Below are 15,033 nucleotides of genomic sequence, written 5' to 3' on the forward strand. Positions count from 1 at the left end.
ACACCGCTTTGAAAACCCACCGCACCTTTTAAAGGGCGGTGGGTTTTCTATCAGTAACACGGTTAAACCGGTTATTTCCGCTTTTGTTTTTTTCAACAGATCATTTAAAGATTGGTCTGTTTCCAGTAAAATAACACCCGTCTCAGTCATTCAGCCCTTAATTTTTGATTGCCCCATCATGTCAACATCCCAAGTTTTTTGCTTTACCAACAGCCTGAAACAACTCAAGCGCCGCAAAGCGCTGAAAGCGTTTCATGAGGCTTATCACGCCCAATTGCATCAGGACTATCACTTGGCCATTGAAAAATATCAGGAATCCATTGAGGTGTATCCCACCGCTGAGGCCCACACATTTTTAGGCTGGACTTACAGTTTTATGGGAGAACTGGAAACCGCCATTGAAGAGTGCCAGCGAGCCATTGAAGTGGATCCCGAGTTTGGGAACCCTTATAATGATATTGGTGCTTACCTGATAGCCAAAGGGGATTACAGCGAAGCGGTGCCTTACCTGCAACAAGCTTTAGGGGCCAAACGCTACCGCGCTTATCATTTCGCGCATTTTAACCTGGGCAGGGCCAAGGAGTATCAGGGCGATATCATCAACGCACTGCGCCATTACAAACAGGCCCTCCAACTAGAGCCTCGTTACCTAATCGCCTACAAGGCCATTGAGCATTTGAAAAAATGCGCTTTGAATTAATAAAGCGGTCTTATCTAGCTTCAGCCTGTTAACAGCAGGCCGTTAAATGGGGTATGATAATCACCGTTTTTGGATTTTTGTGATCGGGTATGGGCTTTTTATCCCGTCTTTTTTATAATTTTTTACTGATTTTAGGGCTTATTAGCTTAAGTCCGTTTTGGGTTGCTTATCTGGGCTTGGTTCCCAAGGCTCGGGCGGGGTTTTGGAAAAAACTGGGCTTTTACCCGCCGGATCTGCGCCAAAAACTATCTACCAAAACAAAGCCACGGCTCTGGTTTCATGCCGTTTCGGTGGGCGAGTTTAATGCCATCAAAACGCTAATACCCGAACTGGCCCCGGATTATGACATTGTTATTTCCACCACCACCCAAACGGGTCAGGATTTGGCGCTTCGCACTTTCCCCGAGTTGGTTGTGCTGTACTTCCCTTACGACTTTCGCCCGGTAATTCAGCGGGTGCTAAGGCTGGTTCAGCCCGATTTGGTCATCATTACAGAAACGGAACTGTGGCCCAATTTTATTGATATCACCACCCGAAAATGCCGAATTCCGCTGATTTTAATTAACGGGCGGCTGTCCAAGCGCTCTTTCAATGGGTATTTGTGGATTCAACCGCTGATTAAGCCCTGCTTATGGCAAATTACGCATCTTTACATGCAATCGCAAATGGATGCGGATCGGGTCAGCGAATTGGGAAATTTATCCCCCGAGCAGTTGACGGTGATTGGCAATTTGAAATTTGATTTGATTCCCACCGTGGACTCGGATAAACGGGCTTTCTTATCCAAACTACTGAACATTCACCCCGGAGATACGGTTTTAACCTTTGCCAGCACCCATTCCGGGGAAGAGCAACTTTTGCTGGAAAGCTATATCCGGCTGAAAAAAGATTTTCCTGAATTAAAGCTGGTGCTGGCCCCCAGACATCCCGAACGCCTTCCCGAAATTAAAAGCCTGTTAAATGGTAAAGCCATTTCTTACTCGGTTCGAAGCCAGCTCTCCGAGCAAGACCCCAACCGGCAACCCGTGGTGGTACTGGATTCTATTGGTGAATTGCTAACCGTGTACAGCCTATCCACCATTGCGGTGATGGGTGGCAGTTTTATAGAACGAGGCGGACAAAACCCGCTAGAGCCACTGAGCCAAAGCGTCCCGGTTATTTTTGGCCCCTATATGCACAACTTCGCAGAAATTTGCCGCTTGGTGGGGGAAGGGCGAGCGGGGTATCAGGTGCCAAACCAGACGGAATTAATGGATGCCGTAACCGGCCTGCTGACCCAACCTGAAATTTACCACATGGTGGCCGAAAATGGGCTACAACTAATTGAAAACAACCGTGGGGCCAAGGAAATCATTCACAAGGCCATTCGTGGCTATGTAAAAATCAAGGCCAGCCACGCGCCTTAAAACAGCGCACAAAAATCAGCACCCAAGGAACGAATTTAAGAAACCAGCAGCTTCTGGCTCACCTTCTCTTCCAGAATGGGTAGCAACTGGGCAGGCGCATCCTGAAGGGGAAATTCCATGGTGCAACCGGCGGCCATGCGATGTCCACCGCCGCCAAACAGGCCCATCACCGCAGAAACATCAATATCGTGCGAATCACTGCGGATGCTGATTTTGGTTTTTCCCAGTTCCGTTTCCTTGAAAACCACGGCCACCAGCACCGAATCCACCCGCCGGATGGACTCAACCACCCCATCCAGATGCTCATCCAAAGCGCCATGCTGACTGAGCATCTCTCTGGAAACCACAGTCCAGCCAATGGTTTTACCTGCGTTAAACTGGGTACGCAACACCGCATCGGCTTGTAAAAGCACTTGGCACAGGGGTTGTTCTTCGTAAAGCTGTTTAAAAATATACTCTGGATCCGCACCGGCTGAAATCAAGCTGGCCACGGTTTCCATGACCTTGGCGGTGGTATTGCTGTACTTAAAGCCGCCCGTATCGGTAACGATACCCGTATATAGGCAGGTGGCAATGTTGGCATCCAGCGGAATTTTCATGGCCTTGAGTATATCAAAGGCCACCTCGGCGCTGGCTGCGGCTGTGGGTTCTACCACATTCACTTTACCAAAGCGCTCGTTGCTCACATGGTGATCAATATTGGCGGAAATTTTGGCGCCTTCAAACAAAGGGCGGGCCAGTCCCAAGCGATCTGCCGAGCCGCAATCCACCGAAATGCCCAAATCATACTGATCCAGCAAGGTGGTGGCCGTTTCCATCCGCAACACTTCTTTAATACCCGGCAAAAAGTTGTAGGTATCCGGCATTTTGCCAGAAATCACACAGTCTACCCGCTGAATATGGGGGCAGGCTTTTTCAAAGGCAAATTTAAAGCCCAGCATGGAGCCCAAGGTGTCACCATCCGGGCCAACATGGGCGGTAATAAAGATGGTTTTAGCGTCGCCAATGGCCGCTATAAAATCGTCGTAAATGACAAGGCTCCTTGTGAATGCTATCTTTTGCTCACTATTATACTTCGGGTCAGGGCCGTGGGCCAGTAAATGCCCTTAATGCCCGGAAACCGCCCCCAACACAGGATAAATCCCCACCCATGAGCAAACACCCGATTCTGGCGCAACTCAACCAAACCCAGGGCATTGATAAACTGGTTCAGGTGGTGGCCCAGCTTCGCCACCCGGAACAGGGCTGCCCATGGGATCTGAAGCAAACCCACGTTAGCCTGAAGCCCTATATGCTGGAAGAAGCCTACGAAGCGGTAGAGGCCATTGATGAAGCAGAAGCCAGCGGCAACCCGGCGGTTTTAAAAGAAGAGTTGGGCGATGTGCTGTTACAAGTGGTGCTGCATAGCCAATTGGCTCAGGATGCCAACCAATTCAGCTTTGAAGAGGTATGCGACACCATTGCCGACAAGCTCATCCGGCGGCACCCCCATGTGTTTGGCACCGTAACCGTTGATAACGCAGAAGCCGTAGTCACCAACTGGGAGGCCATTAAACAGCTTGAAAAAGGCAGCCCGGAAATTAAAAGTATTTTAGACGGGGTTTCCAAAAATCAGCCCGCACTCAGTCGGGCGCTGGAAACCAGTAAAAAAGCGGTAAAGGTAGGCTTTGAGTGGCCGCATCTGGATTCCCTGTGGGAATGCGTGATGAGTGAGTATCAGGAATTTCGGGAAGAAGTGGAGGCATTGCCACCGGCCGGAACGGTTTCCGCCGAGGCCTTTGATCGACTGGAATCGGAAATGGGCGATATTTACTTTGCCAGCGTTAATTTGGCCAGACACTTTAAAGTTGACCCCGAAGTGGCCCTGACCAAAGCCACCGCCAAATTCACCCGACGGTTTCAAGCCATGGAAGCCCTGATTGTGGAACGTGCCCAACCGGGGCAATCGCTGGCCCAAGCCATGGCCCACCTGGATTTTGAAGCGTGGGACAACTTATGGCGAGAAGCCAAAGCAAAAACCAGCACCCATTAATGGCTCCATCCCCTTTTTATAGGGTCAATTTTTATCGATGCCCGCTCAGCAGAAAGCCCAATGGGGCCACTACTTGCAATGCGCGCCGAATTGATTAGCCTCATCTTTAAGAGCTTGTCTAAGACCATTCGGCAGGATGCCAAGCCGATCGGCTAAGGCTGGCTTGAATCTGAAAAGAAGGCAGAGGCCTCACTTTTGCGGACTCAATCAAAAAAATTGACTGAAAACAGGCTCAGCCATTAGGTTTTCGGGAACTTTTCATACTGCCAGATTGTCTAATACATTATAAGAATTGATTACCCAACGTACTAACCACAGCATCACCTCAGCTTAAAAAAGCGTTCACAAATTCCATGCGGGAGGTGTCTAAAATGACCCGTGAAATCGTCTCTCTCCTCTTAAGTCAAAACTCATCTTCACTGAATGGTAAAACTTTGGAAAAGCGTTCGAGCAGCAACCCGACACCTCCCGCAGTCAACCACCGAATCGGGGTATTACTGGCCAATCTGGCGCGACCCAACCAATGGTTGCTCTGGATAGCCCGGTTTTCTCAACAATTCAAACAAAATTTGGCCGAGCTGGAAGCCCTTTTACAATATGGCCATAGCGATGTGGTTTGGGACATTGCTTACTTAAACCGAAAAAAAGTGGCCCAAAAACTCAACCCCGTGGAGCAGCAAGAATTAAGCTGCCTCACCGTATTTCACGACAGCCCGTTTGCCAAACGCATTACTCAGTTAAAACTAAAAGAAGCCGCTGACAACCTGAGCAGGGACGAGCAAAAAGAATTAACCCATCTTCAGCGCAATTTGTATCGGGAAACCGGTGTACCCGCTCAATTAATCGAACTGCTTTGGCCTCAAACCCATCATTACCCCCTGGAATGGCATCATTTGCACTAACGCCCAATGCGTAAGGAGTGATAAACGCATGTTAAATCTGATCAACGCCTACGGACTGATCTATGCAGCGGCGCTCTATGGCGCGTTTCTGTGCATGCAATCCATTGCAGAAAATAACCGGGTGCAATATGCGGTAATCCGCTGTAAAGCCCGCTTCAACGCACGGGCCAATCTCTATTAAAAAGCCTCGGTGCTGATGGCTTGAAGCGCCAGCTCATCTCCCGGCTGGGTGCCACTTTGTTCGATGGTTCCAGCGCTTAGCTCCAACACCACCTTGCCACCCCGCACGAACTTTGAAATACGCCAGGGCTTCATGCGCTGCACCAGATGAAGCACCTGCCCTTCCTGATTTAAAAAGATGGCATCAAACTCAACCCGCATAAAAAAAGAGTGGATATCCTGACACGGCACAATCCAGAGGCCAAAACCCTGCGGAATCACCGGCTTTCCCATCAGCCCCACCAGTCTTTTAAAATAAGTGTCCGCTTTACGAACCTGGCTAGCCACCACCGTATTTCGGGTTTTATTAATCACCTCATAGCCCATGTTTTGGCCCACTTTCCCATTCACTCCTACAGATTCATTACCTCTATTATAGGACAGGGCGGGATTTGAAGGGCTTTGTCATACACCCTTTGGCCGATGGGTCTCGTCCAAAAAACTGATCTACCAGCCCAGAATATCCAACCTTCAGATGATGAGCATGTATAAAAAGCTGGGATATGATACTAACAGGATTACATTAAATAAACGAGTGTTAAGGACGGAATCGGTAGGCTATTTGAACCCGGCCGCGAGTAGGACGCCCACCGGGTGGATTCAGGAAAGTACGTGGTTTGATTCTAAATTTTGATTTTAAATATCGATCCAATTTTTTCAAATTTTGTGGAAGTGTGTCAGGAGAGCTTTAGGAGATTACAAGCAGTATGATTAGACGGACGCAGTCCTCGGAAACCACCGTGTTTATCGTGGACGATAACGCCAATCACAGCGCAGGCATTAAACAGTTACTGGAATTACAATCGGATTACCATTTGGCCGGTATCGCCACCAACGGCGAGGAAGCCATTAAACGCCTGGCCGACGCCAATGTGGACATTGTGCTAATGGATATGAGCATGCCCGAAGTAGACGGCGTGGCTGCTATTCAGCAAATCATGGCGGTTAATCCCAACTTAAAAATTCTGGCCCTCACTGGCTATGATGATTCTGACCTGATTTTTCGGGCCATGAAAAACGGCGCCAAAGGCTATATTTTAAAAACCATGGTGACTTCTCAACTCATTGCGGCCATTGAAGAAGTGTTAAACGGCAAAGTGTACTTACCGCCCATTTTAGCCACCAAGTTTTTTGATGAATTCCAGGCCCGCATTGGCAAAGCCAGCCGCCCCGATCCTACCAAACAGGCGTTGCTGGGCTATCTCACTTCCCGTGAAAAAGAAGTGCTGAAACTACTAACCGACGGCATTACCTACAAAGGCGTGGCCGATAAACTGGTAATTAGCGAAACCACGGTTAAAACCCATGTAAACAACATTTTCCAGAAGCTCCAGGTCAACGACCGTACCCAAGCGGTTTTGTACGCCTTGAGATACGGTTTGGTGGACAACGGCTCTCCTGCCCAAATGGCCGGGTAACGGCTCCGGTTTTTAGCGAACCCACACACCGCTTCCCACAAGTTATATAATAGGATCAAACCCCTGATGAAATCCCCCGGCTCTGCCGCCTGGGGATTTCATTTTGAAAAATTATGAGTGAGTGCATTGAAACAAAGCGTGCAAAAAATCCAGCTAGATGGACTGTTTGGGCATCTGTGCTCGTCCACGGGCATGTATTCCCGTGAAACTTTCCAAAGCCTGTATAGCTGTATTACCCGTATGGTTCGGGATCATCGCATGCCGGGTTTTGTGATTACCCGCACCTTAAAAGATGAAACCTTTGAAACAATGGCCCACGCTCTGGACGAGATCCCGGAAGTGCCCCTGTTTCGGCTGAACCAGCCAGATTTATTTCCCTCGGGAACCGGCATTTGTGATCAAACCGGTTTTTTAATCGTACTCACCAATCGACTGTGTGCCACCCTGTTCTGGTCGGCGGCCACTCATGCCACTTATCGCATGTACGAGGGGGGGTGGACCTTTCATCCGGGGGACACCCGCACCATTGCGGGGCATTTAATTGCCCATTTAAATCAACCTGAGCTAGATCAACTGCTGAAAGAAACCAGCGTGGATCGTCGTTATGACGACAAGCTGAATGTGCTGATCACCTCACTGGTGCATGGTTTGGAAAACCGAAACCGGGAGCTGACCGTCGCCTTGGATCAACTGCAACTTTTAAACAAACGCAACGTGGATACCGAACGGCTGGCCGCCATTGGGCAACTCTCTTCCGTGATTGCCCACGAAATACGAAACCCGCTGGGCTTGATTGATTTATACGCCAAATTAACCGAGGATCATCTGGGTCAACTGGACTTGGAAACACAGGCCGCAAAGAAAGAACTGCTGCTCAAAAACCTGTCCCTCATTCGTCAGGCCACCGGCAGCTTGGAAACCATTTTATCGGAACTGACCAACTACTCCCGCCCCCTGCAACTGCACCCAAAACCCGCCGATTTGGTCGCGCTGGTGCAAGATTTGTGTGAGTTCTATCGCCCTTCTTATCTGGAAAAATCGGTGCAGCTGGAAGTTTCCCAAAACCCACAAGCAGTCTGGCTGGAGCTGGACACCGAAAAAATTCGACAAGCCTTGATTAACCTGCTGAAAAACGCGCTGGAAGCGTCTGGGGCTGGCATGACCGTGCAGGTGCGTGTGGAGGCCCCCGTGGATGCCCCTCAGGTTTGCGTCAAGGTTATCGATCAAGGCAATGGCATCAGCCCGCAACACATCAACAAGCTGTTTACTCCTTATTTTTCCACCAAAGGCAGTGGCACCGGGTTAGGATTGGCCCACAGCCGAAAAATTTTACTGGCTCACGGGGGAACTGTGGAACTTTTATCCAGTGTTCCCGGTCAGGGCAGTGTTTTCGCCCTGATTTTGCCCAAAAACACAATGGATTCCATCTTATGAAAATTGTAATCCGCTCGGAAAGGGTCTGGCTACCCAATATTCGGCTCTCTTTCAACAGCCTGCTGATGATTTTATTATTGCTGAACGTGGGAGTGGGCTTGAGTGGCTGTGATCTAAAACTGCCTGCCATGCCCTGGGATCCCCCAGTAGAAACCAAAGATCCCAAAGCCGAAGAGGCCGCTAAAGCTGAAGAAGAAGACGAGGAAGAGGCTGAGCCCGCCGCCCCGCTGGATGAAACGGCCCTGCTGCCAGAATCCATGCGGCAACTGCCTTACGAAGAAGTGACCCTGCCCTTACCGGATCAATTGCTTTTATACGGCAGGTTATATGACCCCAGCCTGACCGAGCGGGGAGAAAACGAGTTTGCGGACCCCGAAGAGTATCAGGGGACCAAGTACCCGCTGATTATTTTGCTGCACGGCTTAAACCGGAGCCATCTGGCCTGGGGCGACTTACCAGCCACCCTCACCAAGGCGGGCTACGCCGTGTTTGCGGTGGATTTAAGAGGCCACGGCAAAAGCGCCATCACCACCTGGAAGCGCCGGGTGAACTGGCGCTACATGAAACCCGAACAGTGGACCACCCTGCACCGGGATGTCACTCAGGTGATCAGCTTTTTTAAAAAAGGAGAAGACTACCCGGAAGTGGACGGCAATCAGGTGGCCATCATCGGGGAAAAGCTGGGGGCCAATATCGGCACCTTCGCCGCCAAATATAACCCGGAAGTAAAAGCACTGGTGCTAATCTCGCCGGGATTAGAGTTTAAAGGCATTGACGCCAGCCGGGGCTTGCTGGATTACGAGAACAATACCCTGATTATGAGCAATCAGGACTTCAAGGATTCTCACACCCAGGCCCGACATTTGTACAACTGGATTATTGGCCCCAAAACCCTGCAAGTTTACGAAAAAATTGGCGAAGGGGCCGATATGCTAACCAATCAGCCCAGCGTGGCCATTCAAATTCAGGACTGGCTGGCCAAATCCCTGGCCCCCGTGGGAGGCCCGGCGCCCGAATCCGCGGTGACCACCGGAAAAGAGGCTGAAGCCATTATTCAGGATGAAAAGCCGCTGGAAACCGGCCATAATAGCGCAGCCGCCCAACACGATGTCCCCAACCAAGCCCAACCCCCAGCAGCCCCCAAGGCAGCAGGGCCGCCAGTCCCCCCTGCGGGTCATGCTTCTGCCGCCACCAAAACCGGCAAGCATTAAGGCCCATTAGGCCCATGCCTTGACCTGAGTACTTGGGTCTTATTTGTTGGTGTGGGTGGGGGCTTATCTGGAAAGCACCGGTATGGTCACCACGGCAGGCGGTTTCATGGCCAAGGCCTGAAAGGGCATACGCCGACTGGTTTCGAAAAAAAGCTGGGGTTCTGAGGTTACAAAATAGTCCACCTCGGCCACCGAACGTTCAACGGTACGAGGAACGGCCAACTGATGCGCATCCAGTAGCCTTTTGGCCTCCACGGCCATAAAAGCGGCCGGATCCAAAATATCGGCATTGGGTGACAAAGCAGCCACCTGATCCAGCACATACGGATAATGGGTACAGCCCAGAACAATGGCTTGAGCCTCTCTATCCTGCAAGGGGCGCAAATATTGGCGCAACAGGGATTCGCAAACGGGGGTATGTCCCTTCCCCGCTTCAATCAGGCTGGCCAAATTATCGCAGCCCACCTGAGACAGATTGATGGGGGCGTTTAACTGATCCAGTAAAATTTGATACCGGTTAGAAGCCACCGTGGCTGGCGTTGCCATCACCCCAACCGTGGTGTACTTGCCTTCGGTAGCCAGCCAGCGACAAATAGGGGTCACCGGATCCACAAAGGGAATACCCACAAACTGGCCAAACAGTTGGGGCGCTACAGAGGCCGCCGTATTGCAGGCCACCACCACCATTTTAACCTGATGAGCTGACACCAGCCAGTTCAGGCAATCCGAGAAATAAGCCGTGACTTGAGACTGGGTTTTTTCCCCGTAAGGCATGTGCAAGGTATCGCCCAGGTACACAAAACGCTCATTGGGCAAGGTTTGCATCAGGCGATCCAAAACCCGCAATCCTCCCAACCCGGAATCGAACACGCCAATAGGGGTATTGGGATGGGCTTGCTTGGATTGCGCTATGGGGGAATCGGTCATTCAGGGTTCTACTACTTTGCTTTGGCGGAGACTCTGGTTTTCAAATAGTCTACAACACCATCCGCAATCGCACGAGCGGTTTTGGATTTGCGCTCAAAGCCCTGCAAAGCGGTCAATTCGGAAGGGTTGGACACATAGCCGACCTCACACAAAATAGCGGGAACGCTGGTGTGGTGAATGACATAGAACATGGCCTTTTTCACCCCGCCATCCCGAGCGCCCACATTATTAATTTCACGGGCATGTACTTTGCGAGCAAAGGCCACGCTTTGAGGGGTATAGTAATAGGTTTCAATGCCATTGGCGGCAGCGTTTACAGAAGCATTGTGGTGAATACTGATAAATAAATCCGGGTGAATCTGATTGGTAATAGCCGTGATTTTGGGAAGGGGCAAAAACTCATCGGTGCTGCGGGTCATGTACACTTTAAAGCCTTTGGCTTCCAAAGCATCTCGCACCATCATGGCCAATGCCAGGTTCAAATCTTTCTCGTTAGATCCGCCACGCATGGCCCCATAATCTTTGCCGCCATGGCCAGCGTCAACCACAATGCGGGCTGGAAAAGGGGCTTTGCCAGCAGCGCCCAACCCGGCAATATTGGGAAACGCAGAACTGGCTGCCGCAACCGCATCCACCGAAATTTGAAGCTCTAGCACCTTACCGTCATCGGAAACCGTGGGAATCACTTTGGTGCCGGGACGGGCGAAATCAATGGCCAGCTTGCTATTGGGTTGTCCTTCGTTTAAAGGTTCCAGTCGCATTTTTTCAATTTCGGGGTAAAGGCGGGCATCAAAACCAATATTGGTCGGATTAGCCGCCTGATTCAACAGATCTAAAACCAATCGATCGTCTTTTTTCAGAAAGCGATGCACAATGGGCGTACTGGCCGCCAGCCGTAAAACGGTATTGTTGCCTTCCCGCTTTAAATCAATACTTTGCACTTCTCCCAGCCGAGTGTTGGCCGATAACTTGGTAATGGAAGTAGAGGAATAAGGGCTAATGGCTAACAGGTTTTTTTCGCCACCATGATAAATGGCCTCACACTGCTCAGGGTCGTTGCCCTCAATTACAATTCGCACTGTTTTATCATCAAACTGGCCCACCCGAATTTGTCGAATATCCTGAGCTTTGGTGGAAATGGGCTCCAGCAAATCCCGGCTGCGCAAAACGGCATCATCCAGTTCCAAAACCAGACGATTGGGTTCCGTTAAGTTAAAGCGGTTTTTAATACGCAGGGTGGCGCCGGGTTCTGCTTGCACAAACAGTTTGTTATCCCGAAAGTACACATCTTCCACAATGGCGACACCCGGCGCTACAGGCACATCCAACACCGTTTTTTGAGCCGCCGAAGCAAGCGCGGCGTCTGGCCTTCTCAGTACCAGCGGCGGGGTGGGTGGGTACTTGGTAATCATAGCCGTGGCAGGTTTAGCAACCGGTGGTAAAGGCTGAGCCACTTTGCCAATGGGTGTTTTTGCAAAACTGGTGGAGGCAATTTGAGCAGGGGTCATGGCCATGGGCGTAGCGCCTGCCAATTTCAGGGCCGCGCCCTCAAACTCAGGACTGAGACGGGCCAAGGTCTGGCTGTCATTCACATACACAATGGCCCGAACCGAGCTGTAAAAAGCACTGTGTGTCTCCACCAGCTCAACCCGATCAATGCCATTCTGGTTAACTAGAAAGATTTTTTGGCCCCCCGCCAAACGTGCGTTGGGAATATCCAGCAAAATGCGATAGGGGGAAGGCAGTTTTAGCACCGAAAAATTTCGGGTTTCCGTGCCACTAAACGGGCGATTGGCATCCAGCGTGAGGCCACTGCCATCCGAGTTCAGGCGAACCCCGACAATGCCAAGCGCGCTCGGCTGAGTTTCGGTTCGGTGGCTTTTGGCCCAGGCGGCGCTATTGAGGTCCCCCATCCCTGAACCACACAGAACAGCAACGGCAAAAGCGGCACTAAACAAACGCTTGATTCGGGGTGAACACACCATGCTGATATCTCCCTGATTGGATGATTGAACCTGCTAACTCTGTTTTACAAATCGTTTTTTTGACAAACACCCTTTGAAGCCACACGCAATGAGAATTTAAGGTTAACCGAGAGAGAAGCGCCCTTAACTGACAAGGTTTTTAAGGTGAAGCCCACACTCCAGAAAGGTTAACACTATATTAAGTGTAGCGGTTTTAGGGCTGAAAAGGAAGCCCTAAACCGCAAAAAGAATCCGCAGAGAGGGTTTAGACTCATCCCTAAAAACTATTCGTCCCGTGAAAAGCCCCCCGCAACATCTGCTGAAGTTCCGACGAATTTTCAGAGATACTCAAGGCGTCCTCAGCTGTAATAAGCTGGTTACGATACGCCCAATACAAGGCATTGTTGAGGCTGCGAACCCCTTCAAACTCAGCGTTGTTGAGCAACTGATAAATTTCACCCATCTCGTCTCTCAAAATATAATCGCGAATGGCGGGAGAAACCACCATCACTTCGGCCACAGCCAAACGGCCTTTGCCTTCCGCTTTTTTAACCAGACGCTGAGAAATGGTGCCCTGCAAAACACCGGCCAGCTGATTGCGAATAGGCTCTCGCTCGTAAGGTTCAAAGGCATTGATAATACGGTTGATGGTTTGTACGGAATCGGTGGTGTGCAAGGTGGAAAAAACCAGGTGACCGGTTTCAGCGGCATGCAAGGCAGCCATCATGGTTTCCCGATCCCGCATTTCTCCAATCAGCATTACATCAGGATCCTGACGCAAGGCGTATTTAATGCCGTTGGGAAAACTGTCGGTATCCAAACCAAGCTGCCGCTGGGTCACCACACACTGATCGCTTTGGTACAGGTACTCCACCGGATCTTCCAGAGTTACGATATGCTTACTTTGGGTGCGGTTAATGGTGTTTAATAAAGCCGCCAGCGTGGTGGACTTACCCGAACCCGTGGGACCCGTTACCAGTACCAGCCCTTTGTTCAAATCCGCAAAGCGACTGACCACGGCAGGATGCCCCAACTCTTCCAGGGTAGGAATTTTCAGGGTAATCAAACGCATTACCAAGCCGATACGGCCCATTTCGTAAAACAGGTTGACCCGAAAACGGCAGATGTTATCCAGCATAAAGCTGAAGTCGAAGTCGGTTTTATTTTTCAGCCGAGGCAGAATTTTATCGGGAATAATGCTTTTGGCAAATTGCTGAATGGCCATTTCGGTCAAAGGTGGCATTTTGGTACGGGTAATATCGCCATCTTTCCGCATCACCGGCGGTGAACCCACCCGGAGATGAATGTCGGAAACCCCTTGAGCAACCGCCATTCGCAAAAAAGTATCCAGATCCAGAGCAGACGGCTCCGCAGGTCCGGCGGCGATGATTTGCTTTGGCACATTACTGTCGTTTAGAGAAGAAGACGTGGGATCGACGCTCATACCAGTTCCTTGCTTTTTGCGGCTGTCAACCGGGTTAATCCATTTCTAAAGTATGGACGCAGCGCTTCTGGAATCACCACCTCCTGATGGTTGATCTGATAATTTTCTAAAATAGCGGCCAAGGTGCGCCCCACCGCAAGGCCCGATCCATTAATGGTATGAAGGAAAGCAGGCTTTCCAGTGGCCTCGGAGCGATATTTCAAGCCAATTCGGCGAGCCTGAAAATCGGTAAATACGCTGCAACTGGAAATTTCCCGATAAACACCCTGTGCGGGCATCCAGACTTCAATATCAAAGCAACGGGCGGCGGAAAAACCGATATCGCCAGCGCACAAAGCCACTACCCGATACGGCAGTTCCAGCTTTTGCAAAATTCGCTCCGCATCAGCCAGCAATTTTAAATGCTCGGCTTCGCTCTCTTCGGGCTTGCACAGCTTCACCAGCTCAATTTTATCAAACTGATGCTGACGAATCAGACCACGGGTATCTTTGCCCGCACTGCCAGCTTCCCGACGAAAACAAGGGGTGTAGGCCACCATTTGAACAGGCAACTGATTTTCAGAGAGCAATTCCCCACCATATAAATTGGTAACCGGCACCTCGGCAGTGGGAATCAAAAACAGTTCATCATCCTTACACCGAAACATATCCGCCTCAAACTTGGGCAGTTGACCCGTACCAGTCATGGCTTGGCGGTTCACTAAAAAGGGCGGCAAAATTTCCTCATACCCATGCTCAGTGTGGGTATCCAGCATAAAGTTAATCAAAGCCCTCTCCATGCGAGAGCCTTCGCCCCGAATCACCGAAAACCGGGACTGGGCCACTTTTACCCCCCGATCAAAATCCAGAATGCCCAAATTGGCTCCGATTTCATAATGCGGCAGCGTTTCGGGGCAATAACGAGACTTAAATTCATCACCCCAGCTTCTTAACACCACGTTAGCGGATTCATCGGCCCCATCCGGGGTTTCGGGCAAGGGCATATTGGGAATATCCAGCAATAAAGTGTTTTGCTGCTGAGCCAAGTCTTCTTTTTGCGTTTCAATTTCCTTAATGCGGTCGGCCAGAGCTCGGGTTTGTTGTTGAATGGCCTCTGTATCCCTGCCCTCTTTTTTGGCCAGGGCAATTTGCTGGGTAATCTGATTGCGCTGACTCCGTAAGGATTCCTCTTCCTGCAAAAGCTCCCGCCGCCGGGCATCCAGCAACAGAATCGCATCAATGGACAGATCGGGCTTGCGGCGTTTTAAAGCCTGATTAACGGCTTCCGGGTTTTCACGAATCAGTTTAATGTCCAGCATTTTTCCATCCAAAATACGGGTCAGGCTGGCCAGAATAAACCTTTAAATGCAAACCATCGCCGTACAGTCACAAATAAC

The 15,033-nt window shown here is 50.5% G+C and carries 14 protein-coding genes; 8 read left to right on the forward strand and 6 right to left on the reverse strand.

Annotation, left to right across the window (positions count from 1 at the left end; translation table 11 throughout):
• Nucleotides 1-178: 178 nt before the first annotated feature.
• Together ACEW81_RS02535 and ACEW81_RS02540 are read left to right on the forward strand one after the other, a co-directional pair.
• A complete protein-coding gene (locus tag ACEW81_RS02535) occupies nt 179-700 on the forward strand; it encodes a tetratricopeptide repeat protein (RefSeq protein ID WP_373531394.1) in 522 nt (173 codons plus the stop codon).
• An 89-nt stretch (nt 701-789) separates the two neighbouring features.
• Nucleotides 790-2,106 (forward strand): 3-deoxy-D-manno-octulosonic acid transferase, encoded by a 1,317-nt coding sequence (locus tag ACEW81_RS02540; RefSeq protein ID WP_373531395.1) that lies wholly within the window; start codon nt 790-792, stop codon nt 2,104-2,106.
• 35 nt (nt 2,107-2,141) lie between these two features.
• Here the strand turns inward: ACEW81_RS02540 and ACEW81_RS02545 are convergent, their stop codons facing one another.
• Nucleotides 2,142-3,203 carry a DHH family phosphoesterase gene (locus ACEW81_RS02545; RefSeq protein WP_373531554.1) on the reverse strand — a complete coding sequence of 354 codons (1,062 nt, stop codon included), beginning with the start codon at nt 3,201-3,203 and terminating at the stop codon, nt 2,142-2,144.
• Nucleotides 3,204-3,256: 53 nt separating this feature from the next.
• On the opposite strand from ACEW81_RS02545, the gene mazG reads away from it, so the two are divergent.
• From mazG to ACEW81_RS02560, 3 genes are all read left to right on the forward strand, one after another.
• Nucleotides 3,257-4,138: a nucleoside triphosphate pyrophosphohydrolase gene (gene mazG, locus ACEW81_RS02550; RefSeq protein ID WP_373531396.1), complete on the forward strand. Its 882-nt coding sequence runs from the start codon at nt 3,257-3,259 to the stop codon at nt 4,136-4,138.
• 434 nt (nt 4,139-4,572) lie between these two features.
• Nucleotides 4,573-5,040 carry a hypothetical protein gene (locus ACEW81_RS02555; protein ID WP_373531397.1) on the forward strand — a complete coding sequence of 156 codons (468 nt, stop codon included), beginning with the start codon at nt 4,573-4,575 and terminating at the stop codon, nt 5,038-5,040.
• Nucleotides 5,041-5,068: 28 nt separating this feature from the next.
• On the forward strand, nt 5,069-5,221 hold the full coding sequence (locus ACEW81_RS02560; RefSeq protein ID WP_373531398.1) for a hypothetical protein: 153 nt from the start codon (nt 5,069-5,071) through the stop codon (nt 5,219-5,221).
• Here the strand turns inward: ACEW81_RS02560 and ACEW81_RS02565 are convergent.
• Complete coding sequence (locus ACEW81_RS02565) at nt 5,218-5,598, reverse strand: DUF192 domain-containing protein (protein WP_373531399.1); 381 nt, start codon at nt 5,596-5,598, stop codon at nt 5,218-5,220. The two genes, ACEW81_RS02560 and ACEW81_RS02565, sit on opposite strands and share 4 nt — an antisense overlap.
• 368 nt (nt 5,599-5,966) lie before the next feature.
• Between ACEW81_RS02565 and ACEW81_RS02570 the strand changes: the two genes are divergently transcribed.
• From ACEW81_RS02570 to ACEW81_RS02580, 3 genes are all read left to right on the forward strand, one after another.
• Entirely contained in the window at nt 5,967-6,677 is a 711-nt protein-coding gene (locus ACEW81_RS02570) for a response regulator (RefSeq protein WP_373531400.1), read from the forward strand.
• A 117-nt stretch (nt 6,678-6,794) separates the two neighbouring features.
• Nucleotides 6,795-8,111: a sensor histidine kinase gene (locus ACEW81_RS02575; RefSeq protein WP_373531401.1), complete on the forward strand. Its 1,317-nt coding sequence runs from the start codon at nt 6,795-6,797 to the stop codon at nt 8,109-8,111.
• Nucleotides 8,108-9,322, forward strand: coding sequence for an alpha/beta hydrolase (locus tag ACEW81_RS02580; RefSeq protein WP_373531402.1), 1,215 nt, complete (start codon nt 8,108-8,110; stop codon nt 9,320-9,322). The genes ACEW81_RS02575 and ACEW81_RS02580 overlap by 4 nt, the downstream gene beginning before the upstream one ends.
• A gap of 63 nt (nt 9,323-9,385) precedes the next feature.
• Here ACEW81_RS02580 and murI read toward each other — a convergent pair whose 3' ends face one another.
• From murI to serS, 4 genes are all read right to left on the reverse strand, one after another.
• Nucleotides 9,386-10,249 (reverse strand): glutamate racemase, encoded by an 864-nt coding sequence (murI, locus tag ACEW81_RS02585; RefSeq protein ID WP_373531403.1) that lies wholly within the window; start codon nt 10,247-10,249, stop codon nt 9,386-9,388.
• 11 nt (nt 10,250-10,260) lie between these two features.
• Nucleotides 10,261-12,234, reverse strand: a complete 1,974-nt coding sequence (locus ACEW81_RS02590) for an N-acetylmuramoyl-L-alanine amidase (protein WP_373531404.1) — start codon at nt 12,232-12,234, stop codon at nt 10,261-10,263.
• A 256-nt stretch (nt 12,235-12,490) separates the two neighbouring features.
• Complete coding sequence (locus ACEW81_RS02595) at nt 12,491-13,657, reverse strand: type IV pilus twitching motility protein PilT (protein ID WP_373531405.1); 1,167 nt, start codon at nt 13,655-13,657, stop codon at nt 12,491-12,493.
• A complete protein-coding gene (serS, locus tag ACEW81_RS02600) occupies nt 13,654-14,955 on the reverse strand; it encodes a serine--tRNA ligase (RefSeq protein ID WP_373531406.1) in 1,302 nt (433 codons plus the stop codon). Before serS ends, ACEW81_RS02595 begins: the two co-directional genes overlap by 4 nt.
• Nucleotides 14,956-15,033: the final 78 nt, after the last annotated feature.

This window comes from Vampirovibrio sp., from assembly GCF_041737375.1.
Taxonomy (GTDB): Bacteria; Cyanobacteriota; Vampirovibrionia; order Vampirovibrionales; family Vampirovibrionaceae; genus Vampirovibrio.

Excerpts from the sequence above, each read along its gene's own strand:
- ACEW81_RS02570 (WP_373531400.1), top strand. The coding sequence starts at position 5,967 with ATGATTAGACGGACGCAGTCCTCGGAAACCACCGTGTTTATCGTGGAC.
- ACEW81_RS02540 (WP_373531395.1), top strand. The coding sequence starts at position 790 with ATGGGCTTTTTATCCCGTCTTTTTTATAATTTTTTACTGATTTTAGGG.
- mazG (WP_373531396.1), top strand. The coding sequence starts at position 3,257 with ATGAGCAAACACCCGATTCTGGCGCAACTCAACCAAACCCAGGGCATT.
- ACEW81_RS02590 (WP_373531404.1), bottom strand. The coding sequence starts at position 12,234 with ATGGTGTGTTCACCCCGAATCAAGCGTTTGTTTAGTGCCGCTTTTGCC.
- ACEW81_RS02535 (WP_373531394.1), top strand. The coding sequence starts at position 179 with ATGTCAACATCCCAAGTTTTTTGCTTTACCAACAGCCTGAAACAACTC.
- ACEW81_RS02580 (WP_373531402.1), top strand. The coding sequence starts at position 8,108 with ATGAAAATTGTAATCCGCTCGGAAAGGGTCTGGCTACCCAATATTCGG.
- ACEW81_RS02595 (WP_373531405.1), bottom strand. The coding sequence starts at position 13,657 with ATGAGCGTCGATCCCACGTCTTCTTCTCTAAACGACAGTAATGTGCCA.
- serS (WP_373531406.1), bottom strand. The coding sequence starts at position 14,955 with ATGCTGGACATTAAACTGATTCGTGAAAACCCGGAAGCCGTTAATCAG.
- ACEW81_RS02560 (WP_373531398.1), top strand. The coding sequence starts at position 5,069 with ATGTTAAATCTGATCAACGCCTACGGACTGATCTATGCAGCGGCGCTC.
- murI (WP_373531403.1), bottom strand. The coding sequence starts at position 10,249 with ATGACCGATTCCCCCATAGCGCAATCCAAGCAAGCCCATCCCAATACC.